This window comes from Desulfonatronospira sp. MSAO_Bac3, from assembly GCF_003838035.1.
GTDB classification, from domain to species: domain Bacteria; phylum Desulfobacterota; class Desulfovibrionia; order Desulfovibrionales; family Desulfonatronovibrionaceae; genus Desulfonatronospira; species Desulfonatronospira thiodismutans.
The window spans coordinates 1-23,690 of record NZ_QYZY01000071.1 but is presented as its reverse complement, the minus strand read 5'-3'; the positions used below and the strand labels follow the sequence as shown (position 1 = coordinate 23,690).

Below are 23,690 nucleotides of genomic sequence, written 5' to 3'. Positions count from 1 at the left end.
GCTTTTTTATGCAGAACCAGGACTGGGATAAGGCTCTTTCATTCTGGAGAAGGGCTTTGAGTGTGGATCCAGACAACCAGCTGGCCCTGAACCAGGCAGGGTTTACCCTGTTTCAGATGCAGCGGCATGATGAAGCCAGGGAGAAGTTTGAGAGGCTTCTTGAGCTAAACCCCGAAAACCATCAGGGACACTTCAATCTGGCCATCATTTACAAGTATTATCTTGATGAACCGGAAAAGGCCCGGGAGCATCTGGAAAAAATTATTGAAATAGATCCTGACCACCCGGAGCTACTGGAAAGAGTACGCCAGGAACTGGAAACACCTGCTCCCGGCGAAGGAATATGACAGGTGTTTTTTTGTCCTGGGATTTTCCGGCTAAAAGGCGTTGTTTTGGCGTTTGACATGGACAGGAGATTACCGCTAACAGGAATAAGTTTTTCGAGATACTAGGGCAGTCTTTACAAACTTACTGGAGGGGTCATGGAAAAGATATGGGGCCAGGGATTAACCTTTGACGATGTTTTGCTGGTGCCGGATTATTCCGAGGTCCTGCCTGAAGAAACCAGCCTCAAGACCCGGCTTACCCCCAAGATAGAACTCAATATCCCTTTGCTCAGCGCAGCCATGGATACGGTTACCGAAGCTGAAATGGCTATCTCCATGGCCCGTTCCGGCGGAGTTGGCGTGGTGCATAAGAACATGGGCATCGAGGAGCAGAGTCAGGAGGTGGAGCGGGTAAAAAAATCCGAGAGCGGCATGATTGTCGACCCGGTTACTGTACATCCGGGCGATGATGTGGAAACAGTTCTGCGTCTCATGTCCGAATACCGTATTTCCGGTTTGCCTGTAGAGGAAGACGGCCGGCTGGTGGGCATTGTCACCAACCGTGACGTACGCTTTGTAAGCGATCTCAGGACCAGGGTGGACCAGGTCATGACCAGCGGCGATCTGGTCACTGTCCCGGTGGGTACGACCCTGCTGGAAGCCAAGGACATTCTGCAGAAAAACAAGATTGAAAAGCTCCTGGTGGTGGAAAAAGGAGGCGGACTTAAAGGCCTTATCACCATAAAGGATATTGAGAAAATCAAGAAGTATCCCAATGCCTGCAAGGATGAAATGGGCAGGCTCAGGGTGGGAGCAGCCGTAGGCACAGGCGAGGACAAGATGGCCAGGGTGGAGGCTCTCATCAAGGCCGGTTCGGATTTTATAGTTCTTGATTCGGCGCATGGTCATTCCAGAAATATCATTCAGGGCATCAGGGATATCAAGGCTTCTTATCCGGACTGTCAGCTCATCGCAGGAAATGTGGCCACCTACGAAGGAGCAAAATCTTTGGTGGATGCCGGAGTGGATGCGGTAAAGGTGGGCATCGGTCCGGGATCCATCTGCACTACCAGGGTGGTTGCAGGAGTCGGTGTGCCCCAGGTGACTGCCATCATGGAGTGTACCAGGGCCTGCCGGGAAAAGGGCTGCTGCGTAATTGCCGACGGCGGGGTCAAGTTCTCCGGGGACGTGATCAAGGCTCTGGTGGCGGGAGCCGATACAGTGATGATGGGCAGTATGCTGGCCGGGACTCAGGAAAGCCCGGGAGAAACAATTCTCTACCAGGGACGTACGTACAAGATTTACCGTGGCATGGGTTCCATAGACGCCATGCGCGAGGGCAGCAGCGACCGCTATTTTCAGGAAAAAAGCAGCAAACTGGTACCCGAAGGCATTGTGGGACGGGTACCTTTCAAGGGTCCTGCCGGAGATACCGTGTACCAGCTCATAGGCGGTGTGCAGTCCGGCATGGGCTATCTGGGATGCGCCACGGTTCAGGAACTGCATGAAAAGGGGCGTTTTCTGACCATGACCCCGGCCGGCTACCGCGAAAGCCACGTCCACGACGTAATCATCACCAAGGAAGCCCCCAACTACCGTATAGAGAACTATTAAGCCGGAGGCGGCGGTCCCCCGGGACTGCTTTCCCGGCGTGACAGTCACAAAATTTCTTCACGAGGCATAAAGGGCATGCAAGTTCAAAACAAAGTCATTATTCTGGATTTCGGTTCCCAGTATACCCAGCTTATTGCCAGAAGAATCCGGGAATCCGGGATATATTCAGAGATTCATCCCTGTACCGTCAGCCTGGAAGATCTAAAAGCCATGCAGCCCTCGGCCCTGGTGTTGTCCGGCGGGCCTTCGAGCGTGGCTGGAGAGGAATCGCCTCAGGTGGATCAGGGAGTTTTTCAGCTGGGTCTTCCCATCCTGGGCATCTGTTACGGGATGCAGCTCATGGCCCATCTTTTCGGGGGCCAGGTAGAGCCGGCCCGCAACCGGGAGTACGGCAGGGCGAGCTTTGAGTTTGTCAGTGATTGTCCCCTGTGGGAGGGACTGGGAGACAAGGATGGACTGACGGTCTGGATGTCTCACGGGGACACGGTTCTCACACCTCCGCCGGGATTTGAAGTGCTGGGGCGCACCTCCAGCGTGGAAATAGCCGCTGTGGGCGATTCTCAACAAAAGATATACGGTCTGCAGTTTCATCCCGAGGTGGCCCACACCGAAGAGGGCTACCGAATTCTGCACAATTTTCTTTTTAAAGTGGCCGGTCTGGTTCCGGACTGGTCCATGACCTCCTTTATCCAGGACTGCATCCAGGAGATACGGGAGATGATTCCTGATGACGAGCAGGTGGTCTGCGGCCTGAGCGGAGGTATTGACTCCACTGTGGTGGCTGTTCTGCTGCATAAGGCCATCGGCAAGCGTCTGCACTGTATCCTGGTGGACAATGGAGTGCTTCGGCACAATGAAGCTCTGGAAGTGGTGGAGAGCCTGACAAAGCATTTTGACTTGAACCTGAAGCACGTAGAGGCCCAGGATCTTTTTCTTTCCCGGCTGCACGGGGTCAAGGACCCGGAGGAAAAAAGAAAGATTATCGGGCACACATTTATCGAGGTTTTTGAAAAAGAGGCCAAATCCATTCCGGATGTCAAATGGCTGGCCCAGGGCACCCTGTATCCGGATGTTATCGAGAGCGTCTCCTTTAAGGGTCCTTCAGCGGTAATAAAAAGCCATCACAATGTGGGGGGGCTGCCGGAAAAGATGGACCTGAAGCTGGTGGAGCCTCTGCGGGAGCTGTTCAAGGACGAGGTGCGCAAGGTGGCTGTGGAGCTGGGCATACCCGACACCATTGTCTGGCGGCATCCCTTTCCCGGACCCGGCCTGGCCATAAGGGTCATCGGCACCATCACCCCGGAAAGGCTGGAAATACTGCGCAAGTCCGACCGCATTGTGCAAAACGAGCTTTTCGCATCCAACTGGTATACCCGGGTGTGGCAGGGGTTTGCCGTGCTTTTGCCCCTGAAGACGGTGGGGGTCATGGGAGACGAGAGGACTTACGAACACGTGGTGGCCCTGCGCATTGTGGACAGCATTGATGCCATGACCGCCGACTGGAGCAGGATTCCCCCGGAAATTCTGGCCAGGATCTCCAACCGGATTATAAATGAGGTGCAGGGAGTAAACAGGGTGGTCTTTGATATTTCCTCCAAGCCTCCAAGCACCATAGAGTGGGAATAGACCCAAGGGGTAATGCGTCATGTTTGGAATAGGAACGACAGAAATCCTGGTGATTCTGGTGGTGGCCCTTCTGGTCCTGGGGCCCAAGAAGCTTCCGGAAATAGCCAGATCCCTGGGAAAAACCCTGGCCGAGTTCAAAAGAGTGACTACTGACGTTAAAAGGACCATAGATCTGGAGGCCCAGGAGGAAGAGGACAAGGATCGGCAGACCAGGCTGAAAAAGAAAATGGAAAAAAAGGCGGCGAAGAAAAAGGAGGCCGAGCCGGAGGAAGAAATTAAGGATCAAAGCGAGGAAAAGCCTTCCCCGGAGCCGAATCCGGAAGAATCCGGACAAAAAGAACAGGCTGAGGAAAAAGCAGGCAGTGAAGAGCAGGCAGAATCAGAAAAAACCGCCAAGGAAAATGATAAAGAGGCTGAAACCAGGTCATGACAACCGAGCACGATCAAGAGACCACTGAAGAGGAAATGCCCGAAGAAGAGGGCATGACCTTTACCGAACACCTGGAAGAGCTGCGGTACCGACTGTTTCGCATCATTATCGCGGCCTTTGTGGGATTTCTTATCTGTTACGCCTTCAAGGAAAGGCTTTTTGATATTTTAATGCAGCCTCTGGTCAAGGTGCTGCCTGAAGCCAGCTCCATGATTTTTACCGGCCTGCCAGAGGCCTTTTTTACCTACCTCAAGGTGTCCCTGGTGGCCGGGGTGTTTCTGGCCAGTCCGTACATTTTTTACCAGATCTGGCGCTTTGTGGGCCCGGGAATGTATGATACGGAGCGCAAGTTCATCATACCCATTGCCTTTATTTCCGCTTTATTTTTTGTGGTGGGGGCGCTTTTCGGGTATTTCGTGGTCTTTCCCATAGGTTTTCAGTTTTTCGTCGGGTTTGCCAACGAAATGATCCAGCCCATGCCTTCTCTGCGGGAGTATTTCAGCTTTGCAGTGAAGCTTTTGTTTGCCTTCGGCATCGCCTTTGAACTGCCCCTGTTCATCTTTTTTCTGGCCAGGCTGGGCATAGTCAGTTCCAAGGGGCTTCGCAAACAGCGCAAGTACGCGGTACTGGTCATTTTTCTGGCGGCGGCTTTTCTGACCCCTCCGGATATCATCAGCCAGGTGCTCATGTCCGGCCCGTTGATTCTTTTGTACGAGGTGAGCATCTGGGTGGCCTATATCTGGGGCCGGGAGCGAAAATTCCGGGGTAAAAAAGAAGATGATGACCAAGACGATGATGAGCCCTGATAAAAAATAGAGAGATAATATGCGGCAGGCAAGTATTCACAGGAAAACGCTGGAGACTGATGTAGAGCTGGATCTGGTTCTGGATGCCGGGGAAGAACAGGGCGTCAAGGTCCAGACCGGGGTGGGCTTTTTCGACCATATGCTGACTTTGATGGCGCATTGGGCAGGGTTCGGCCTGAACGTGCAGTGCCGGGGGGATCTGCATGTGGATGCCCATCACAGCCTGGAAGACGTGGGAATCTGCCTGGGGCAGGCCCTGGCAAAGGCTCTGGGGGACAAAAAGGGCATAAACCGGGTGGGCCAGGCCAGTGTGCCCCTGGACGAAGCCCTTTGCCGGTGCGTGCTGGACATTTCCGGGCGGCCATACTTGGTGTATCACGGGGAGCAGATACTCCCGGCGATAGTGGCTGGAGAGGAAAAAGATGTATACAGAGAGTTTTTCAAGTCCCTGGCCTGCAACAGTGCAATGAATCTGCACCTGTGTTTTAATTACGGACAAAACGGACACCACCTCATGGAAGCAGCTTTCAAGTCCCTGGGGCTGGCACTGCGTCAGGCGGTTGCCCTGGACAGGACCGAGCTTCTAAGTACCAAGGGGGTCCTGGATTGATTCAGAGATGCATAATCCTGATTACAGGAGTGATTATCCTGGCCCTTACGGCCTGTGCTCCCAGGGAGCCGGTGCATTACCCTCCTGAGGATGCAGTAGTGGCTGTGGCCGGTTTCAGCCAGCCCAAGCATCGCTGGGAGATGATCACCAACCATATTACTGTTGACCAGAAAAAAATCGACAAGGACGTCATAGAAAAGCTGGACAGTGATCTGGCCGCTTTGCTCAGGCAAAGCCGGCAGAAGATCGTTTACCCGGAAATGGTCAAGCAGTGCAAAGAGCTTGTGGCTGCAGATACCCGCCCTGAAAGCTCGGCCTTTCATTTCTGGGTCCAGGTGGGCAAGTGCATTCCTGCTGATTATATTCTGGTGCCCTTTGTTTTTGAGTGGAGGGAGCGCATCGGTGGACCTCTGGGGGTCCAGGAACCGGCCGCGGTGGTGATGGAACTGAATCTTATAGACCTGCAGGACCTGCAGTTGCAGAGGTTCTTTTTCGATGAAAGACAGTTTGCACTTCTCGAGGATCTTTCCAGCGCAGGCAAGTTTTTCAGGCGTGGAGGCAAGTGGATATCAGCCAGGCAGCTGGCCAATGAAGGACTGGAGCAAGGCGTAAGGGAGCTTGGACTATGATTATTTTTCCGGCGATAGATATCAAGAATGGCCAGTGTGTGCGACTGAGGCAGGGTCTGGAAAACGAGGTGACCGTCTTTTCCGCAGACCCGGGGGCCATGGCCGAGCACTGGGAGAGGCTGGGGGCAAAGTGGCTGCATCTGGTGGACCTGGACGGGGCTTTTTCCGGGAAGCCAGTCAACAGAAATCTCATAGCGGACATCTGCTCCAGGATCAAAATCCCGGTTCAACTGGGCGGAGGCATAAGGGATCTGGATACGGCCCAGGCTTACATTGATGCAGGAGTTAAAAGGCTCATCATCGGGACCATGGCCCTGGAGGAAAAGGATGGGTTCAGGGAGCTTAGCAGCAGTTTTCCGGGCCGGATTGGCGTTTCCCTGGATGCCAGGGACGGCAGACTCAAATCCAGGGGCTGGGTTGAGGATACCGGCCTGGATGTGGACCAGGTCATCCCGGAGCTGGAGTCCATGGGAGCCTCGTTTTTCATCTATACGGACATCGCCCGGGATGGCATGCAGTCCGGGGTGAATGTTGCAGCCCTGGAACATGTACTCAAGCTTACAGACAGGCCGGTCATAGCTGCCGGAGGGATCTCCACCCTGGAAGATATCCAGGAGATCCATCACCTGGGGCCCAAGGGCCTGGAAGGAGTCATCACCGGCCGGGCCATCTACAGCGGCAGCCTTGATTTCAAGACTGCGGTGGACTGGATTGCAAAGCAGGAGACATAAATCAGAGGTCAGTGATCAGAGTTGCCCCTTTTTGGCCAGCCTGTCCTGCAGGCCCTTGATGAGAATGGGCCAGGCAATGGTGGCGTCTGAATAGATTTCCGCGTATTTGCCCCCCTGTTCCCTGGGGGTGAATTTGCCCCAGGATACCCCTTCCTGGTAGGTACAGCCGGAGAGTCCCCCCCAGTGCACCGGTTCCGGACAGATGCGAACTCCGTATTGAAACCTGCGCAGCGGCAGTTCCAAGTTTTCCAGGCGCTGGCTGGCAATCTCCAGGAAAGGACTGACCTGCTGGGCCCAGTTCCTGGGTACGCCGCCGCCTATGGTGAACAGACCTATCTTTTTGCTTTCAGTAATCTTTTTGGTGTAGCTGAACAGGTCCAGAAAGGGATTGAAGGGAAAGGGCGGATAAGTATCCGGCTCCAGGGTGGGGCCTTTTTCCTGCTGGCGCAGGATATGGGTGGCAATGTCTAAGGCCAGCTCCGAGTCGGTAAAGGCTGGTATGTATACCGGAGTGTTTTGCTGGTAAGCGCTTTTGAGTATGCCGGGTCCGGGAATGTTTTCATCCAGGTAGCGCCCGATCTTGCGGCAGAGGATTTCAGAACTTAGCTGCTCTTCTTTGTCAATGCCCTGCATCACCTGATGAACGATGTCTTCGGCCCGCATAAAATTTATTTCCGGCTCCAGGGTATCGTAAACCCTGTTGAAGCCCATTTTGAAAAGCTCCTGGTCATTCATTCTGTGCTTTTCATACTTGTAGTGCTTTAGCCCAATGGATTCGATAAAGCCGTGGGCCATAAGCGCCCCGGTGGAAATGACCACATTGATCCAGCCCTCATCTATCATCTTGCACAGGAGCTTGCCCATTTTGGCCACGGTCATGGCCCCGGAGAAGGTTCCCACCACCAGGCAGTCCGGATCCGTAACCATCTCCTGGAGTACATTTAAAGCCTCTCCCAGGCTGCGGCCGCTGAAGGCAGTTTTTTCCATGGCCTGCAGGAGCTGGTCAAAATCCTGGATGTTGTCCGGGTCAAGGGGCTCAAGGGCTTTAAACCCCAGCTCATCGGGGTTCTGCAGTTTGTCAATGGGGCGGATGTCGTGTTTGGTCATGGTCAACTCCGCAAGGTTAGATATTGGGGGTATTAAATTGTCCTGAAGTAGCTAAGCAGGACCCTCAAAATGCACTTGACCCCCACGGACTCGGACAAAACGCTGCCCGGCCGCGGAGCCAGCTCGCAAAAATCCATTCCCACCAGTCTGGGACCGGGCCAGAAATGTTTCCAGAAATCGTTTATCCAGGTGTACTCGAGCCCCCCAGGCTCAGGAGTGCCCGTACCGGGCATGATGGACGGGTCAAGGCCGTCTGCGTCAAAGGTGAGATATACAGGGCCGGAGCCGATAAAGTCCTTGACTGCTTCAGCCGCCTGTGCCGGCGAGGGCAGGTTCCAGGGATGCATGGCCATGATCCGGCATGGACTGTTTTTTATGATTTGAGCCTGGTCCCGGTCCATACTGCGAATGCCCAGGGAGGCGGTCTTGAGGCCCAGGTCCCTGACCCGGGACATGACGCAGGCATGGGAATAAGGGCTGCCCTGAAAGTCTGATCTCAGGTCGGCATGGGCATCCACCTGAAGAACCGTCAGGTCCGGATAAGCCCTGGAATAAAACCGGATCAGGGGGAAGGCTATGGAATGCTCTCCCCCCAGGGTCAAAATAAAATCTCTACAGGGATCAAATTTTTCCAGGAAAAAATCCATTTCCTGCTGCAGCTGACCGGGTCCGGAGACCACAGGCCTTTGAAAGGGAAGCGTTTTGAAACTGCAGTAATCGCTTATGTCGGCATCCAGTTCCGGGTCATAGGGCTCTATCTGGTAGCTGGCCTTAAACAGGGCCTCGGGCCCGTCCTTGGTGCCGGTGTCGAAACTGACCGTGCCCTGGTAGGGTACCGGCCAGACGTGGACGATATTGTCCCCGCCGCTGCCTTCAAGGTCCAGAAAATCATCAAACATGGTGTCCGCCTCAGGGCAGAAATACAGCCACAGAAATGGTGGTGGTCCACAGGCCGGCCACACCGGTGGTTACACAGGGGGCCGAGGCAGAGTCAACTATCTGCCCGCTCATCATGTATATCTGCCTTCTTTCATCATAGTCCTTTTCCGGGTCGAAATCGATGCCCAGGGTGGTAGCCAGCATTGTGGAGGCCAGATCTTCGGCGAAGTCGCCGATCTCTGTTTCATCGGCCCCGAATGCGTGATGCTCGGAAATATATCCGTACTGACTTTCATCCGCCGGAAAGGCCATGCCCACTGCAGACCCTACCAGGCGTCCTTTTTCATTGGTTGCGTTTCTGGCCATGACGCAAAAAGTCAGTTCCCCGGGCAGAAGTTCGCTTATGCCCTCCTGTACAGAGATCATTTTACAGTAAGGCGGATATATACTGGATACATATACCAGGTTCTGTTTTTCGATGCCCGCGTCGCGCAGGGCCAGCTCAAAGGATTGCAGCTTGTTCTTGTGTCTTCCTATGCCGCGGGTAAAAAAAGCGCGGGAAGGAACAAAAGGTCTTTGGAGCATAGGCAAATTCCTCCTGATTGATTGGCTGAAATGTCAGGTTTCAACCATGCGTCAAACCTTTAAAAATATTCAAAGCATGCCGGCAAGTCAATGCGAATATCTCTTGTAAAGTTGACCTGGCAATAAAAAAGGCAGGGCGGAGACCCTGCCTTGAATGTGTGCGTGAGGCTTATGCTGCCGGTGCTGTGGTTAGCGCTTGGAGTACTGGAATTTGGCCCTGGCGCCTCTCTGGCCGTATTTCTTTCTTTCCTTGACCCTGGCATCCCTGGTAAGCAGGCCGGCTTTCTTGAGTACAGGCCTGTTTTCCTGGTCCACCTGCAGAAGGGCCCTGCTGATGCCGTGGCGCACTGCCTCGGCCTGCCCGGCCAGGCCGCCGCCATCGACGTTGATCTTGATATCGAACTTGCCTGTGGCCTGGGTGAGCTTCAGGGGCTGATTGATGACCATCTGCAGTGTGGCCCTGGGGAAATACTCCTGGTAGGGCCTTCCATTGACCAGTATCTGCCCGGACCCGCTGTAGAGCCTGGTCCTGGCTGTAGAAGTCTTGCGCTTGCCTTTGCCGTAAAAGTATTCTTCCTTCATCTTTTTTGCTCCAAAAAGTATTAATCCTGGATGACTTTGGGTTGCTGGGCGGCATGGGGGTGTTCGGGGCCGGAGTAGACTTTAAGCTTTTTAAGGAGCTTGCGGCCCAGTTTGTTCTTGGGCAGCATGCGGCCTACTGCTTTTCTAATGACTTCTTCCGGCTTTTTCTGCAGCATCCTGTCCAGTGAGTTTTCCTTGATGCCGCCGGGATAACCGGTGTGGTAGTAGTATTTCTTCTGTTCCAGCTTGTCTCCGGTTACCTTGATCTGCTGGGCGTTGACCACCACCACAAAATCGCCCATATCCATATGCGGGGCGAATTCGGGCTTGTCCTTGCCTCTGAGTTTGGTGGCTATCCGGGTGGCCAGTCTGCCCAGAATCTTGTCCTGGGCATCTACCACGTACCAGTCTCTTTTGATATCTTCAGGTTTGGGGCTGTAAGTCTTCATTGTTTGCTGCTCCATAATCGTTTTGGCAAAATAGTATTCTTAGACGATTTTTTCCCCTGCTGTCAACAGTAAAAATTGAGATTTCCCGTCCCGGTTTTTTTCTGGTTCTGCAAGTTTATCTTGACACGCATGCAGGGGGTTACATAAAAAAACATGTCCGGGGTGAACCCGGATCTTCTGCCGTAAAGACAATTTTCCTGAGCGTCTGTAAAACCTGTCCAATCATTTCCGGACCAGATCAACGTGGAAAACGAGCCTTCTTCAGAAATAGCCCGGGCAGCCCTGGGCGTGAGAAACCTGCACAAAAGCTTTGGTTCCCTGCACGTACTCAAGGGTGTTTCCTTAACAGCCCGTGAAGGGGACGTAATCTCCATGATCGGCTCCAGCGGATCCGGCAAGAGTACCCTTCTGCGTTGTATCAACCTGCTGGAAATACCCACATCCGGCGATATATTCGTGGGCGGAGAACAGATCCGTATGCAGGTCAACCGGCACGGAGTACCAGTGCCGGCAGACCGCAGACAGGTGGACCGAATCCGGACCAGGCTGGGAATGGTCTTTCAGCATTTCAATCTCTGGACCCACATGAGCGTTCTGGACAATGTCATGGAAGCCCCGGTGCATGTTCTGAGAGTTCCCAGAAAGGAGGCCAGGGAGAGGGGGATGGCTTATCTGGAAAAAGTGGGCATAGCTGATCGCTCGCATTATTATCCGGCCCAGCTTTCTGGAGGGCAGCAGCAAAGAGCGGCCATAGCCAGGGCCCTGGCCATGGAGCCCAGGGCCCTGCTGTTTGATGAGCCCACTTCCGCCCTGGATCCGGAACTGGTGGGCGAGGTGCTTTCGGTGCTGCAGGAACTGGCCCGGGAGGGCCGGACCATGATTCTGGCCACACATGAAATGAGCTTTGCCCGGGACGTATCTTCCCAGGTTATATTTCTGGATGCCGGGGTCATTGAAGAACAGGGTCCGCCGGGAGAGGTTTTTACCTGTCCCCGTTCTGAGCGGTGCAAGCAATTTCTGTCCAGATTTTTTTAAGTGCTTATCATGATCAATATCAAACACAAAACAGGAGGAGACATGAGAAGGTTTTTTTACATCACGGCTCTGGTTTTGCTTGGATGCATGCTGCTGGCAGGTACGTCCCTGGCCCGGGACAAGGTGCGCATCGGTACCGAGGGTGCTTATCCCCCATTCAACTACATGGATGAGCAGGGCAACCTCAAGGGTTTTGACATTGATATCGCCAAGGCCCTGTGTGAAGCAGCCAACCTGGAATGCGAGTTCGTGACCCAGAGCTGGGACGGCATTATCCCGGCCCTTCTGGCCAGGGACTACGATGCCATCATAGCCTCCATGAGCATTACCGAGGAGCGCAAAAGAAGGGTGGACTTCACCGAAAAATACTACCAGACCCCGGCCAGGTTCGTTAAGCACAAGGACCGGGATATAGAGATCAGCAAGGATGATCTGGAAGGGCTGTCAGTGGGCGTTCAAAGAGCCACAGTCAGCGCCAACTTCATCAATGACAATTTTGATGATGTCCTGGACATCCGTTCCTATGCCACCCAGGAAGAAGCCAACATGGACATCGTATCCGGGCGGGTGGATCTGCTCTTTGCCGATGCTGTGGTACTCCAGACCGGTTTTCTGGATTCCGAGGAAGGTCAGAATTACGAGTTTGTCGGACCCAGCTACACAGATGAGGAATGGTTCGGAGAAGGCATTGGTATAGCGCTGCGCCAGGGAGATGATGATCTGCGCGAGACCTTCAACCTGGCCATTCAGGATATCCGGGAAGATGGAACCTACCAGGAAATAAACGACAGCTACTTTGACTTCGATGTTTACGGTGACGAATAACCCCTCAACATGAGCAGACCGGGCCGGTACCAGGAGATAGTTGTCCTGGGGCCGGCCTGTTTTTTCCAGGGATCATAGCTTGTATGTCCTTTTTTGACCTGCATGGTTACGGCTGGCTTTTGCTCCAGGGGGCAAAGCTGACCCTTTACGTGGGACTCTGTTCCATGGTCCTGGCCATGGGTCTTGGGCTTATCGGGGTGCTGTGCAAGTTTTCAAGGTCCTCTCTGGTGCGCTTTGCAGCCGACACCTACACCACGGTTATCCGCGGTATCCCGGAACTTATCCTTATCCTGCTGGTCTATTACGGGGTGCCCACCCTGATTCAGGATGTATCCGCCAAGTTCGGCCAGCCGGTTTACATCTCCTTTGATCCCTTTGTGGCCGGGGTGGCCACTATAGGGTTTATTTACGGGGCTTTTTCCACCGAGGTTTTTCGCGGGGCCTACCTGGCCGTGCCCAGGGGGCAGGTGGAGGCGGCCCGGGCCTGCGGTATGAGCCCGGCCCTGACCTTCAGACGGGTTGTCCTTCCCCAGATGATGCGCTTTGCCCTGCCGGGCCTGGGCAATGTGTGGATGGTGCTGATAAAGGCCACGGCCCTAATTTCCGTTATCCAGCTGCCGGAACTCATGCGCAACGCAGACATTGCAGCCAGGGCCACGCGGGAGCCATTCACCTTCTTTTTTGCGGCTTCCCTGATCTATCTCTTTATCACCATAGGCTCCAACCTGGTCCAGCAATGGGCTGAAAAACGCGCCAGCCGCGGCATAATTACCGACTGAGGCGGACATGGAAATCATCATTGAAAGTCTGCCCAGGCTCCTTGGCGGTGCAGTAATCACCCTGGAAATCACTTTCTTAAGTGTTCTGCTGGGATTCCTCCTGGCCGTCCCCCTGGCGGTGATGCGGGTCTCCAGGCTGCGCTGCCTGTGGATGCCGGTTTATGCCTTCACTTTTTACTTCAGGGGAACTCCACTGCTGGTGCAGATTTTTCTCATCTATTACGGAAGCGGGCAGTTCCAGGTCTTTCTGGACTCGGTGGGACTGTGGCATTTTTTCAAAAGTCCCTGGTTCTGCTCTGTGCTGGCCCTTACCCTGAACACTGCAGCCTATTCAGCGGAGATTTTCCGAGGCGGAATCCAGGGAGTCCCCCGCGGTGAGGTGGAGGCTGCCCGGGCCTGCGGCATGTCCGGGCTTCTTCTTTACCGCCGCATTGTCATTCCCAAGGCCCTGCGCATCGCCTGGCCGGCCTACACCAACGAGGTCATTTTTCTGCTTCAGGCCTCCTCCCTGGTATCCATCATCACGGTCATGGATATCACCGGAGTGGCCAGGGAGATATCCGCACGCAGCTTTGCCTTTTACGAACTCTTTCTGGCTGCTGCGGCAATATACCTGGTCCTGGTCTATGGCATCCTGTGGATATTCAAGAGAATTGAAAACCGCATAAACGCCTACCTGCAAGTGGGTCAGCATTAGTCCATGTCCTGGAAAAATCATCTCCGGGGCGATCTGCTGCTCCTTTTGACAGCCCTTATCTGGGGCTCGGCCTTTGTGGCCCAGAAGGTGGGCATGGACCACATGGGCCCTTTCATGTACACGGGCATCCGCTTTGCCTTGGGGGCACTGGTCCTCACCCCGCTGATTCTTTATTTCGGAAGTCTCAGGCCGCCGTCCGCCGCCGGGCAAAAGAGCCCTTCCATTCTCCTTGCCGGTCTTTTGTCCGGAACTATTTTGTTCGTGGCCAGCATTCTGCAGCAGGTGGGCATAATCTATACCACCGCTGGAAAGGCCGGATTCATCACCGGGCTTTACGTGGTCATAGTCCCCCTGATAGGCTGTCTGTGGGGGTTCAGGCCGGGTGCCGGAGCCGGGGTGGGGGCGGTCCTGGCTGTGACCGGGCTTTATCTGCTGACCATTACCGATGGTCTGACCATCAGCCTGGGAGACAGCCTGGTGCTGGCCTGTGCTTTCATGTACGCCCTGCATGTCCTGGCCATAGGCTGGATGGCTCCCAGGATGGATGTCCTGCGTCTGGCGGCCCTGCAGTTCTGGGTCTGTGCGGGGCTGAGTCTTCTGGTGGGCCTGGCCCTGGAAGAGCTTACCTGGAACATGGTAAGAAGTGCTGCAGTGCCCATTCTTTACGGAGGAGTGCTTTCGGTTGGCGTGGCCTTTACCCTGCAGGTGGTGGCCCAGAAAAGGTCTCCGCCAACGCATGCAGCAGTGATTTTGAGCTTAGAGACGGTTTTTGCAGTTTTCGCCGGGATGATCATCCTGGGAGAGGCCTTAAGCCCCAGGGGATGGGCCGGGTGTGCCCTGATGCTGGCCGGGATGCTTGCTGCCCAGCTGGATTCTGTATATCCTGTAAAAAAAGTACTGGTGGACAGAATACGCAGGCTTTTTAAACAGACCCATTAAGAGGTACGAATATGCATGAACAATATCCCAGCGTGCGCAAGGGGCTTTTGCAGCTCATTTTTTCCGGGTCCTTCATGAAACGCTGGAACGACAAGCTGCGTCCTGTGGAACTGGTGGAGGTGGACAAGCAGGCGCACAAGATGTTTGTGGCCTACATTCTTTATCTTCTAAATTCCAGGGACATGCCTGCTGATGACAGGCTTCGCCTGGGCGAAGAGGTTATCCAGGGAGGGATTTATGAATATCTTTACCGGCTGGTGATCACCGACATAAAGCCCCCCATTTTCTACCGTATAAAATCCAATCCTGAGCACTATCAGCAGCTTACAGAATGGGTCCTGGAGCAGTTGCAGCCCCGCGTACAGCCTTTGGGGGCCCATTTCTGGCAGGGACTTTGTGCATACCTGCAAAAACCTGACGACACCGGTCTGGCGGGCAAGATCCTCAGCGCCGCGCATATCTTTGCCAGCAGCTGGGAGTTTGGCCTTATCAAGGGGGTAAATCCCGGTGATGATGAGCTAAAGGATATTGAGGCCAATTTTGAAGAGCTGTTAAAAGAGCACTTTGATTTAACAGGCATGCGCGAAATCGCAGGGGGTTCGCGAAACGGCCTGGGAGGGCTGGTGAATCTTTGCGGAAGGCTCAGATTCCAGAAGAGGTGGTCCCAGACCCCGCGCATTCCGGAGACATCGGTTCTGGGGCATATGTTCATCGTAGCCTGCCTGGCCTATTTTTTCAGCTTGTCCGTAGGTGCCTGTTCCAGCCGCAGGCAGAATAATTTTTATGCAGGTCTCATCCATGACCTGCCGGAACTTTTGACCCGGGACATTATTTCCCCTGTCAAGCAGTCGGTGCAGAGGATCAAGGACCTTATCCGGGAATACGAACAAAGGGAACTGGAGCAGAGGGTCTTCAGCCTCCTGGATGAACCGGGCTACAGCGAGCTCACCGCCAGGCTGCGTTACTACCTCGGGGACCAGGATTATTCCGAGTTCGACAACACTGTGGTGGATAAAGGCAGGGTGCTCAGTCTGGATGCTGATGAACTGCACCAGAACTACAACCGGGACGAATTTGATCCCAGGGACGGGCATCTGCTCAAGGTGTGCGATAATTTAGCGGCGTTTATCGAGGCCTATACCGCCACCAGAAACGGCATTACCAATGAACAGCTGCAGCAGGCGCAATGGAAGATACGCAACCGCTATCAGCGCGAAAACCTGCTGGGACGGCTGCACATAGGTGCCCTGCTGGCGGATTTTGATTGAACCCGCCAGAGTGACTTACAAAGTTAATACGTTCTGGTGGCAAGAACAATAGAAGTTATTCACTGAAAGGTGCGCCAGTAGTCCGGGGGTTCGGCAAACAGGACGTAAAAACTCGCTCCAAGGCAGCGTAAATCAAAACCTCTACAAGTTTTTTTTATCCAGAATATTTTCTTTATTATGCTTTGAATCAAGTTCGGTGTTTTACGGTTTTGATTAACGCTGCCTACGTCGCTCAGACAGTTTACGCCCAGTTTGCCGAACCCCCGGCCCCTGGCTATTAGCCGAAGTGAGGTTTGCCCAATTGTATCAGGTGGTGAATTGTTCAAGCGACAACACGTATCCTTTCTTCCTAATCCCTGGCTATATCCAGGATGGGCCAGATCTGGTCCATATTTTCCACTGTTTTGACCTGGATAGTTTTCCTGAGCTCCGGAGGAATTTCATTGAAATCGCGTTTGTTGGAGTCCGGAATAATCACTGTCTTGACCCCGGAAGCCACTGCAGCCAGGATTTTTTCCTTGATGCCCCCCACAGGCAGCACTCTGCCGCGAAGGGTGATCTCCCCGGTCATACCTATATCCCCGGGCAAAGGCCTGTCCAGCAGGGCCGAAACAAGCGCGGAAACCATGGTCAGCCCGGCTGAAGGACCGTCCTTGGGGGTGGCCCCGGCCGGTACGTGAATGTGTATATCGCGTTTGTCCAGGAGGTCTTCGTCCAGACCAAGTGTTTTGGCCCGACTGCGGGCGTAGCTTAGAGCCGCCTGGGCGCTTTCCTTCATGACCTCGCCCATCTGGCCGGTGAGTATGAGCTTGCCCTTGCCCGGCATGAGGCTTACCTCCACATGCAGGATCTCCCCGCCGTAAGCGGTCCAGGCCAGGCCTATGGCCACGCCTGCAGGCAGTTCCTTTTCCCGGTCCTCGGGCATATACTTGGGTACGCCCAGGAGCTTGTCCACCTTTTTCCTGGTGATGCGAAAGGGGCCTTTTTTGCCTTCAGCCACCTGTCTGGCGATTTTGCGGCATACTGCGCCTATTTCGCGCTCCAGGTTCCTGAGGCCCGCCTCCCGGGTATAGTTGCGGATAATCTCTTTTAAGACGCCGTCGCTAAGGGAGATGTCCTTTTCCTTGAGCCCGCTTTCCTTTATCTGCCTGGGCAGGAGGTATTTACGGGCGATATGCACCTTTTCCTGTTCGGTATAGCCGGGGATGCGGATAACCTCCATGCGGTCCAAAAGGGCCGAGGGTATGGTGTCCAGGATATTGGAGGTGCAGATGAACATGACCTTGGACAGGTCGTAGGGGACATTGAGGTAATGGTCGGTGAAGGAGTGGTTCTGCTCCGGATCCAGAACCTCCAGCAGGGCCGAGGAGGGGTCGCCTCTGAAGTCCGCGCCCACCTTGTCTATTTCGTCCAGCATAAAGACCGGGTTGACAGAGCCGGCTTCCTTCATGCTCTGGATGATACGTCCGGGCATGGACCCTATGTAGGTCCTGCGGTGGCCGCGAATCTCAGCCTCATCGCGCATTCCACCCAGAGACATGCGCACGAACTTTCTGTTCAGGGACCTGGCGATGGACTGGCCCAGGGATGTCTTGCCCACGCCGGGGGGGCCCACAAAGCAGAGGATGGGACCCTTCATCCTGGGGTTCAGCTTGCGCACGCTCAAGTATTCCAGGATCCTTTCCTTGACCTTTTCCAGGTCGTAGTGGTCATCGTTTAATATTTTCTGGGCCTCTTTTATATCCAGGCGGTCCTTGGTCTTCTTCTTCCAGGGGATTTCCACCAGCCATTCCAGGTATGTCCTGGCCACAGTGGACTCGGCTGAATCGGGGTGCATGTTTTCCAGCCTCTGGAGCTGTTTTTCTGCCTCTTTCATCACCTTGGCCGGGAGCCTGGCCTTTTTGAGGGACTCGCGCAGCTGCTCCAGGTCATCACCGCTCTCGGTGACATCGCCCAGTTCCTTGCGGATGGCTTTTAGCTGCTCCCGGAGGAAATATTCGCGCTGGGCCTTGTCCATGCCCTCCTTGGCCATGTTCTGGATCTTGGCCTGCATTGAGGCCACCTCCACCTCGCGCACCAGCTGCTCGTTGACCATCTTCAGGCGCTGCAGAGGATCGTCGCACTCCAGGATCTGCTGGGCATCGGCGGGCTTCATCCTCAGGTTGGAGGCCACAAGGTCGGCCAGGCGGCCCGGATCGTCCACACTGTTTAAAACGGCCATGATCTCTGAAGCATCCACACCGCGAAGACCCAGGAGCTTTTCACTCTGCTCCCGGGCGGCCCGCAGAAGGGCTTCGGACTCGGAAGTGGGATCGGTAAATTCCTTGTCCTTGATCACGTCTATTTCCACGATATCCATGGGATCCGTCTGGACGAATCTGCGGATCCTGGCCTTGTTGATGCCCTGGACCAGGACCTTGAGGCGGCCGTCGGGCATTTTCAGCATGCGCATGATCATGACCACGGTACCGGTCTGGTACAGGTCGTCCGGACCAGGATTTTCCACCTGTTCATCTTTCTGGGTGCTGATAAGCAGGTAGCGGTTGTTGTTCAGGGCGTGGTCAATGGCCTGGATGCTTTTGTCCCGCCCCACGAAAAGGGGAAGGATCATGTAGTTGAAAACCACAATATCGCGCACCGGCAGAAGCGGCAGGCTGGAGGGTATCTCCAGCTCTGACTCCTGGCCCGAGCTCTCAGACTTTGGGTTGTCTTCCGCGGGATTAACTATCTCCCCGGGTTCGGCGAAAAATATCTTATCATCGCTCATGGCAAGTTTTCTCCTGAAAAAATGTATACCGGGTGTCCGGTTTCTGGACGCAAAAAACTGTGATCAGGCCCTGCAGGCGCTCAGCCGGGCCTGATTTTCAATTGTAAGCTGTATCGGGCATTAGTCAAGCTCGTCAGCGCAAATATCGCACTGGACGTGCTTCAATGCAAAGAAGCTTTTTTTCTCGAGGATGATGCAGGCTTACCTGATCTCGAATTTGGAATAGGTCTTGTCGTATTCCATGTCCTCGCACTTGATGTCTTTTACTTCGCTCATGGAAGAGCCCTGGATAAGTCTTTTCTTGAATTCGGCCAGGGCATTCTCATCCCCCTGGGCCAGGACTTCCACCCGGCCATCGTGCAGGTTTCTTACCCAGCCTTTTACTCCCAGGCTTTGAGCCTGTTCCTGGGTCCAGGATCTGAAAAAAACGCCTTGAACCTTGCCGCTGAGTATACAATGCATGGAATTCATAGATTTTCTCCTGTTGGTTTTTGGCGTTGGACAAATTGAGGGGCCTGCAGCAGTCTGCTGACCGGCCCGGGCTATTGAGAGTTATTAAAGAAAACCGTGTTCCTGAAAACTGAAAAAACTGTCCTCGGAAATAATCACATGGTCCAGAAGCCTTACTCCCAGGGCTGTTGATACCTCCCTGATTTTTCTGGTCAGTTCCCGGTCCTGAAAAGAGGGGTGCGGGTCGCCACCGGGATGGTTGTGCAGCAGAATAACCCCGCTGGCCCTTTTTTCCAGGGCAACCGTGAGGATTTCCCTGGGGAAGACCGGAGCCTGATCCACTGTGCCCCGGCTCATTTTTTCAAAGTCAATCAGCCGGTTTTTATTGTCCACCATGATGGCCCAGAATTCTTCTATGGACTTGAATTGAAGCCTGGACCGGGCCAGGCGGGCCACCTTTTCCGGGGAGTCCAGGGTGCTTCTGGTACTAAGTCCGGACCTGTCCGTCCTGGCCCAGAATTCTCCCCAGAGTCTAAAAAATGTAATAATACCCGGACCGATGCCGTCAATAGCCTGCAGGTCGCCGGGCCTTGCAGCCAGCAGGTCCTTGAAGGTGGGGTACCGGTTGAGAAGGGCCTTGGCCAGGGGTTTGGTGTCTTTCCTGGGCAGGGCGTACCCCAGGACCAGCTCCAGGATTTCATAGTCCTGCAGGCTGGAGGGATCGTTGTCGAGACGCTTTTTCAGTCTCTGGCGATGACCTGTATAGTGCGGCTTCTGGGAATCCATAATCGCTCGCTTCTCCATGCCCAGGGGGCTGATCACTTCTGCCTGAATAGCTGGTAGAGATCGGCGGTGAGCTTTTCCAGGGCCTGGTCCTGAAGGATGGTTCCTGATTTTACTCCGGCTTCGGCTTCAAGGATCATGTCCCAGAGCCGGGCGATATTTCGGGGGCCAAGCTGCCTGGCCAGCCTTTTTTTTTCGTTTTTGGTCCTGGGATACAAAAACACCCTGTCCTCTTCACCGGCGGCCAGATGCCACAGGACACGGGCCTCGTGCAGAAGAAGCCCCAGAAAAGGGAACAGGGCCTCCTGGCCTGTCTGCTGATCCCTGAAAAACTTTTGCCATACCAGGGTAATGTTTTTCCCCTGCTGGATGCTCTGCATCTGGGCGAATATGTCCAGGTCGGCCCTGGGCTCGACTATGTCCAGGTGCTCTGCCTCGACTTTTCCCTGGTCATTGGCCAGAAGAAGAAGCTTTTCCAGTTCCTGGTCCACACCCAGGCTGTTAAGAGGCAGGATGTTCACCAGTTTCTCCTGCACACCGGGAGCAAATACAAGACCGGTTTCCCGGGCTCTTTTTTCCAGGTACCTGGGCAGGTTCTGCCTGGTAATTCCAGGAAACTGCCAGATCCAGCCCCTTTCCCGGGCGATTTTGAAAAACTTCTTATTTTCCAGGACAGCTGGAATTTTGGGTTTTTGTTTATCCCACTGGCCCTCCAGGCAGAAAAAAGGCCAGATTCCGGATTTGAATCCCTTGAGAGCCGGAGCCAGGGCTTTCCACTGGGCATCTTTGAAGACCTGGCAGTTGCGGACAACAACCACTCTGGAAGGTCCCATCATATTGGCCATGTTCAGGGCCTTCCACAGCTTCTGATCAAGCTCCGGGTCATCGCTCCAGAGGGTGTTTATTTCCCAGGAGTCCGGGTCGTATGGTTCAAGGGTTTTGTGAATCTGTCTTTTGACAAGGCCCGCATCCGGGCAGAAAAAAAAGTAAAAACCGGGTCTGGACATGGTGTGAACAGCCTCAAAATTCACTGCCCAGCCGGTCCGTGGCCAGGCGCAGGGCTTCTTCAACTGCTTCCTGTGCAGCCTGTCTTTCCCCTGGAGTGCTTTCTCCGGGTACAGGGGCCTGATCCTGGGCCAGGTAATAAGAACTGCTGCCGCGGACGCTGCCCGAGGACCACAGCAGTTCGTTGTCCCGGGAATGGTACATGTTCACCTCCAGATCCAGCCTGACGTCGGAGCGAACCGTTCGGTCTCCAGCGCCGGTGAGATCATCGGAAACCCTGTAGTTTTTAATGTCTATCTCAATATAGGCCTGGGACTGCTCCCGGTCCACCCAGGATATATCCGCCCGCCTGGAGAACTCGTCGCGGAAGTTGGAGCGAACGTAAGGCTCAAGCCATGCCTCCTGGGTGGGATTATTCACCTGGTCCAGGTGCAGGCGGCTTACCCCTTCCGGCATGTCCACCGGGGTCATGCCGGCGAAGTTGTAGCCGCATCCGGCGCAAAGGGTCAGACATATAAAAAGTAATGCTGCAAGACGCATGTTTAACGCACCACTATGTTCACCAGCTTCTTGGGCACAGAAATGACTTTAACCACGTCTTTGCCCTGGATATGCTTTTTGACTTTTTCATCTTCGAGGCAGAGGTTTTTAAGTTCTTCCTGATCCATTTCCGCTGGAACATTAATGCTGGAACGAAGCTTGCCGTTGACCTGGATGACCACGGTGATCTCCTGGCGAACCACGGCCCGGGGGTCATACTCCGGCCACCTGCTCCAGGCCAGGCTGTGCTGATAGCCCATGTGCGACCAGAGTTCCTCGCAGATATGCGGGGTAATGGGTGCAAGCACGGTCAGAACCGTGGACAGGGCCGATGATAGCACCTGCGGCCCGCTGGGGCTTTGTCTGAGGGACTCACGGTGCTGGCCGATGGTGTTTAAAAGTTCCATGCAGGCGGCAATGGCGGTATTGAACTGAAACCTGTCCAGCATGTCCCGAGTGGCCCGGCGCATGGCCTCGTGTTCGGCAGCCCGCAGTTCTTTTTCTTCCGGGGTCAGGCCCTGGCCTTCCATGGCCAGGCATGGTCCAACCGGGGAGATAACTCCCGACAGCTCGTGTACAGTCCTCCAGAGACGGTTTAAAAACCTGTAGGAGCCTTCAATGGCGGAATCGCTCCATTCCAGGTCCTTTTCCGGGGGAGAGGCGAACAGGCAGTAGAGGCGGACGGTATCGGCTCCGAAGCGCCTTATCATTTCATCCGGGTCCACCACGTTGCCCTTGGATTTGGACATCTTGGCCCCGTCTTTGAGGACCATGCCCTGGGTGAGAAGATTGGCAAAGGGCTCATTCAGGTCCCAGTATCCAAGGTCGCGCAGGGCCTTGACAAAAAAACGGGCATAAAGAAGATGCAAAATGGCGTGTTCAATCCCGCCTATGTACTGGTCCACAGGAAGCCAGTATTTTATGGCTTCTGAATCAAAGGCACCGTCTGCCTTTCGAGGCGAGGTGAACCTGGCGAAATACCAGGAGGATTCAACAAAGGTGTCCATGGTGTCTGTTTCCCGCCTGGCCTCTTGGCCGCATTCAGGGCAGTCCACCCGGATAAAGCTTTCCATTTCCGGAAGGGGGGAGCGTCCGTCCCTGGGCAGCTCAGCCTCCTGGGGCAAAACAACGGGCAGCTCGCCGGCAGGTACGGGAACGATGCCGCATTTTTCACAGTAGATTACCGGAATGGGAGCACCCCAGAAGCGCTGCCTGGAGATGTTCCAGTCCCGCAGGCGATAGTTGACGGCCCTGCGTCCGGCCTGAAGTCCTTCCAGGTAGTCGGCTATCTCCTCCTGCACCTGCGAAGTAGGCTTGTTGTTGAACCGCCCGGAATTGACAGCCAGCCCCGGATCGGCAAAGGCCTCGTCCAGCTCTTCTGGCAGAGGTTCGTCCATGCCTTGGGGGCTGACCACCACCCGCACCGGGAGACTGTATTTGCGCGCAAACTCCAGGTCCCTCTGGTCATGTGCAGGCACGGCCATGACTGCACCGGTACCGTATTCGGCCAGGACGAAGTTGGCTAAGTAAATGGGCATTTTTTCCCCGGTGGCCGGGTTGATGCAGTAGCTTCCGGTGAATATGCCTTCCTTTTCCGTATCGTCTGCGGTGCGCTCTTCGTGTGCCTGGGAGGTGGTCCTGGAGATAAATTCCTGGATTTTTTCCTGGTCGGGGTTGTCCCGGATAAGCCGGGGCACCATTTCATGCTCCGGGGCCAGGCTCATGAAGGTGGCCCCGAACAGGGTGTCATGCCTGGTGGTAAAGACCGTGATCTTTTCATCCAGCCCCTGAACCGGAAAGTCTATCTCCATGCCGGTGCTTTTCCCGATCCAGTTCTTCTGCATGCTGATGACCCGTTCCGGCCAGCCGCCTGAAAGCTGGTCCAGGTCTTTTAGCAGCTCTTCTGCATAATCTGTTATGCGCAGAAACCACTGGGAGAGTTCGCGTTTTTCCACCATGGAGTCGCAGCGCCAGCACTGCCCGGCCTCCACCTGCTCGTTGGCCAGGACGGTAACACAGGTGGGACACCAGTTGACCGGGGCCTTTTTGCGGTAAACCAGGTTCTTTTCATAGAACTTGAGGAAAAAAAGCTGCTCCCACTGGTAATATCCAGGATGGCAGGTGGCCAGCTCCCTGCTCCAGTCGTAGGAGTATCCGAGCCTTTTGAGCTCGCTGCGCATGTAGTCGATGTTCTGGTAGGTCCAGTGGGCTGGATGGGTGTTGTTCTT

Annotated in this window: 25 protein-coding genes; 14 read left to right on the top strand and 11 right to left on the bottom strand. The window is 54.7% G+C overall.

What is annotated here, in order from left to right:
- The 8 genes from D5S03_RS02635 to hisA all read left to right on the top strand — a co-directional run.
- On the top strand, positions 1–347 hold a 347-nt coding region (locus D5S03_RS02635; protein WP_287042602.1), incomplete at its 5' end, for a tetratricopeptide repeat protein.
- Positions 348–482: 135 nt separating this feature from the next.
- Positions 483–1,940: an IMP dehydrogenase gene (guaB, locus tag D5S03_RS02630; RefSeq protein ID WP_008870373.1), complete on the top strand. Its 1,458-nt coding sequence runs from the start codon at positions 483–485 to the stop codon at positions 1,938–1,940.
- Positions 1,941–2,015: 75 nt separating this feature from the next.
- Positions 2,016–3,566 (top strand): glutamine-hydrolyzing GMP synthase, encoded by a 1,551-nt coding sequence (gene guaA, locus D5S03_RS02625; RefSeq protein ID WP_008870374.1) that lies wholly within the window; start codon positions 2,016–2,018, stop codon positions 3,564–3,566.
- Positions 3,567–3,585: 19 nt separating this feature from the next.
- Positions 3,586–3,996 (top strand): Sec-independent protein translocase protein TatB, encoded by a 411-nt coding sequence (tatB, locus tag D5S03_RS02620; protein ID WP_287042601.1) that lies wholly within the window; start codon positions 3,586–3,588, stop codon positions 3,994–3,996.
- A 53-nt stretch (positions 3,997–4,049) separates the two neighbouring features.
- Positions 4,050–4,802: a twin-arginine translocase subunit TatC gene (gene tatC, locus D5S03_RS02615; protein ID WP_502697108.1), complete on the top strand. Its 753-nt coding sequence runs from the start codon at positions 4,050–4,052 to the stop codon at positions 4,800–4,802.
- Positions 4,803–4,821: 19 nt separating this feature from the next.
- The gene (gene hisB / locus D5S03_RS02610) at positions 4,822–5,412 is read left to right on the top strand and encodes an imidazoleglycerol-phosphate dehydratase HisB (protein ID WP_287042599.1); all 591 of its coding nucleotides are present in this window, start codon (positions 4,822–4,824) and stop codon (positions 5,410–5,412) included.
- Positions 5,409–6,041, top strand: a complete 633-nt coding sequence (locus D5S03_RS02605) for a hypothetical protein (protein WP_008870378.1) — start codon at positions 5,409–5,411, stop codon at positions 6,039–6,041. The genes hisB and D5S03_RS02605 overlap by 4 nt, the downstream gene beginning before the upstream one ends.
- Complete coding sequence (gene hisA / locus D5S03_RS02600; protein ID WP_008870379.1) at positions 6,038–6,772, top strand: 1-(5-phosphoribosyl)-5-[(5-phosphoribosylamino)methylideneamino]imidazole-4-carboxamide isomerase; 735 nt, start codon at positions 6,038–6,040, stop codon at positions 6,770–6,772. The genes D5S03_RS02605 and hisA overlap by 4 nt, the downstream gene beginning before the upstream one ends.
- Before the next feature lie 15 nt (positions 6,773–6,787).
- Here the strand turns inward: hisA and D5S03_RS02595 are convergent, their stop codons facing one another.
- From D5S03_RS02595 to rplM, 5 genes are all read right to left on the bottom strand, one after another.
- Positions 6,788–7,879, bottom strand: coding sequence for a deoxyhypusine synthase family protein (locus D5S03_RS02595; RefSeq protein WP_008870380.1), 1,092 nt, complete (start codon positions 7,877–7,879; stop codon positions 6,788–6,790).
- 32 nt (positions 7,880–7,911) lie between these two features.
- Positions 7,912–8,778: an agmatinase gene (gene speB / locus D5S03_RS02590; protein WP_008870381.1), complete on the bottom strand. Its 867-nt coding sequence runs from the start codon at positions 8,776–8,778 to the stop codon at positions 7,912–7,914.
- Positions 8,779–8,788: 10 nt separating this feature from the next.
- Complete coding sequence (locus D5S03_RS02585; protein WP_008870382.1) at positions 8,789–9,343, bottom strand: pyruvoyl-dependent arginine decarboxylase; 555 nt, start codon at positions 9,341–9,343, stop codon at positions 8,789–8,791.
- A gap of 189 nt (positions 9,344–9,532) precedes the next feature.
- Positions 9,533–9,925 (bottom strand): 30S ribosomal protein S9, encoded by a 393-nt coding sequence (gene rpsI, locus D5S03_RS02580; protein WP_287042598.1) that lies wholly within the window; start codon positions 9,923–9,925, stop codon positions 9,533–9,535.
- Between the two features lie 20 nt (positions 9,926–9,945).
- A complete protein-coding gene (gene rplM, locus D5S03_RS02575) occupies positions 9,946–10,374 on the bottom strand; it encodes a 50S ribosomal protein L13 (RefSeq protein ID WP_008870384.1) in 429 nt (142 codons plus the stop codon).
- A gap of 243 nt (positions 10,375–10,617) precedes the next feature.
- On the opposite strand from rplM, the gene D5S03_RS02570 reads away from it, so the two are divergent.
- The 6 genes from D5S03_RS02570 to D5S03_RS02545 all read left to right on the top strand — a co-directional run bounded on the left by D5S03_RS02570 (position 10,618) and on the right by D5S03_RS02545 (position 15,917).
- Positions 10,618–11,409 carry an ABC transporter ATP-binding protein gene (locus D5S03_RS02570; protein WP_008870385.1) on the top strand — a complete coding sequence of 264 codons (792 nt, stop codon included), beginning with the start codon at positions 10,618–10,620 and terminating at the stop codon, positions 11,407–11,409.
- 42 nt (positions 11,410–11,451) lie between these two features.
- On the top strand, positions 11,452–12,234 hold the full coding sequence (aotJ, locus tag D5S03_RS02565) for an L-arginine-binding protein AotJ (RefSeq protein WP_287042597.1): 783 nt from the start codon (positions 11,452–11,454) through the stop codon (positions 12,232–12,234).
- Positions 12,235–12,317: 83 nt separating this feature from the next.
- Entirely contained in the window at positions 12,318–13,013 is a 696-nt protein-coding gene (locus tag D5S03_RS02560) for an ABC transporter permease (RefSeq protein WP_008870387.1), read from the top strand.
- Positions 13,014–13,020: 7 nt separating this feature from the next.
- Positions 13,021–13,710, top strand: a complete 690-nt coding sequence (locus tag D5S03_RS02555; protein ID WP_287042596.1) for an ABC transporter permease — start codon at positions 13,021–13,023, stop codon at positions 13,708–13,710.
- Between the two features lie 3 nt (positions 13,711–13,713).
- Positions 13,714–14,649 carry a DMT family transporter gene (locus tag D5S03_RS02550; RefSeq protein ID WP_008870389.1) on the top strand — a complete coding sequence of 312 codons (936 nt, stop codon included), beginning with the start codon at positions 13,714–13,716 and terminating at the stop codon, positions 14,647–14,649.
- A gap of 11 nt (positions 14,650–14,660) precedes the next feature.
- On the top strand, positions 14,661–15,917 hold the full coding sequence (locus D5S03_RS02545; protein WP_008870390.1) for an HD domain-containing protein: 1,257 nt from the start codon (positions 14,661–14,663) through the stop codon (positions 15,915–15,917).
- Between the two features lie 349 nt (positions 15,918–16,266).
- Here the strand turns inward: D5S03_RS02545 and lon are convergent, their stop codons facing one another.
- The 6 genes from lon to leuS all read right to left on the bottom strand — a co-directional run.
- Positions 16,267–18,684: an endopeptidase La gene (gene lon, locus D5S03_RS02540; RefSeq protein ID WP_008870391.1), complete on the bottom strand. Its 2,418-nt coding sequence runs from the start codon at positions 18,682–18,684 to the stop codon at positions 16,267–16,269.
- Between the two features lie 201 nt (positions 18,685–18,885).
- Positions 18,886–19,155, bottom strand: coding sequence for an acylphosphatase (locus D5S03_RS02535; protein WP_008870392.1), 270 nt, complete (start codon positions 19,153–19,155; stop codon positions 18,886–18,888).
- A gap of 84 nt (positions 19,156–19,239) precedes the next feature.
- The gene (gene radC, locus D5S03_RS02530) at positions 19,240–19,920 is read right to left on the bottom strand and encodes a RadC family protein (protein WP_040418268.1); all 681 of its coding nucleotides are present in this window, start codon (positions 19,918–19,920) and stop codon (positions 19,240–19,242) included.
- A 32-nt stretch (positions 19,921–19,952) separates the two neighbouring features.
- The gene (gene holA / locus D5S03_RS02525; protein WP_008870394.1) at positions 19,953–20,924 is read right to left on the bottom strand and encodes a DNA polymerase III subunit delta; all 972 of its coding nucleotides are present in this window, start codon (positions 20,922–20,924) and stop codon (positions 19,953–19,955) included.
- 13 nt (positions 20,925–20,937) lie between these two features.
- Positions 20,938–21,462, bottom strand: coding sequence for an LPS assembly lipoprotein LptE (lptE, locus tag D5S03_RS02520; protein ID WP_287042595.1), 525 nt, complete (start codon positions 21,460–21,462; stop codon positions 20,938–20,940).
- Positions 21,463–21,464: 2 nt separating this feature from the next.
- Positions 21,465–23,690 (bottom strand): leucine--tRNA ligase (leuS, locus tag D5S03_RS02515; protein ID WP_287042594.1); only part of this gene is annotated, 2,226 nt, incomplete at its 5' end.

Coding starts and splice junctions, on each gene's coding strand:
- D5S03_RS02555 (WP_287042596.1), top strand. CDS start 13,021: ATGGAAATCATCATTGAAAGTCTGCCCAGGCTCCTTGGCGGTGCAGTA.
- rpsI (WP_287042598.1), bottom strand. CDS start 9,925: ATGAAGGAAGAATACTTTTACGGCAAAGGCAAGCGCAAGACTTCTACA.
- guaA (WP_008870374.1), top strand. CDS start 2,016: ATGCAAGTTCAAAACAAAGTCATTATTCTGGATTTCGGTTCCCAGTAT.
- rplM (WP_008870384.1), bottom strand. CDS start 10,374: ATGAAGACTTACAGCCCCAAACCTGAAGATATCAAAAGAGACTGGTAC.
- D5S03_RS02545 (WP_008870390.1), top strand. CDS start 14,661: ATGCATGAACAATATCCCAGCGTGCGCAAGGGGCTTTTGCAGCTCATT.
- hisA (WP_008870379.1), top strand. CDS start 6,038: ATGATTATTTTTCCGGCGATAGATATCAAGAATGGCCAGTGTGTGCGA.
- tatC (WP_502697108.1), top strand. CDS start 4,050: ATGACCTTTACCGAACACCTGGAAGAGCTGCGGTACCGACTGTTTCGC.
- radC (WP_040418268.1), bottom strand. CDS start 19,920: ATGGATTCCCAGAAGCCGCACTATACAGGTCATCGCCAGAGACTGAAA.
- hisB (WP_287042599.1), top strand. CDS start 4,822: ATGCGGCAGGCAAGTATTCACAGGAAAACGCTGGAGACTGATGTAGAG.
- aotJ (WP_287042597.1), top strand. CDS start 11,452: ATGAGAAGGTTTTTTTACATCACGGCTCTGGTTTTGCTTGGATGCATG.
- holA (WP_008870394.1), bottom strand. CDS start 20,924: ATGTCCAGACCCGGTTTTTACTTTTTTTTCTGCCCGGATGCGGGCCTT.
- D5S03_RS02595 (WP_008870380.1), bottom strand. CDS start 7,879: ATGACCAAACACGACATCCGCCCCATTGACAAACTGCAGAACCCCGAT.
- lon (WP_008870391.1), bottom strand. CDS start 18,684: ATGAGCGATGATAAGATATTTTTCGCCGAACCCGGGGAGATAGTTAAT.
- D5S03_RS02550 (WP_008870389.1), top strand. CDS start 13,714: ATGTCCTGGAAAAATCATCTCCGGGGCGATCTGCTGCTCCTTTTGACA.
- guaB (WP_008870373.1), top strand. CDS start 483: ATGGAAAAGATATGGGGCCAGGGATTAACCTTTGACGATGTTTTGCTG.
- D5S03_RS02560 (WP_008870387.1), top strand. CDS start 12,318: ATGTCCTTTTTTGACCTGCATGGTTACGGCTGGCTTTTGCTCCAGGGG.
- D5S03_RS02585 (WP_008870382.1), bottom strand. CDS start 9,343: ATGCTCCAAAGACCTTTTGTTCCTTCCCGCGCTTTTTTTACCCGCGGC.
- tatB (WP_287042601.1), top strand. CDS start 3,586: ATGTTTGGAATAGGAACGACAGAAATCCTGGTGATTCTGGTGGTGGCC.
- lptE (WP_287042595.1), bottom strand. CDS start 21,462: ATGCGTCTTGCAGCATTACTTTTTATATGTCTGACCCTTTGCGCCGGA.
- D5S03_RS02535 (WP_008870392.1), bottom strand. CDS start 19,155: ATGAATTCCATGCATTGTATACTCAGCGGCAAGGTTCAAGGCGTTTTT.
- speB (WP_008870381.1), bottom strand. CDS start 8,778: ATGTTTGATGATTTTCTGGACCTTGAAGGCAGCGGCGGGGACAATATC.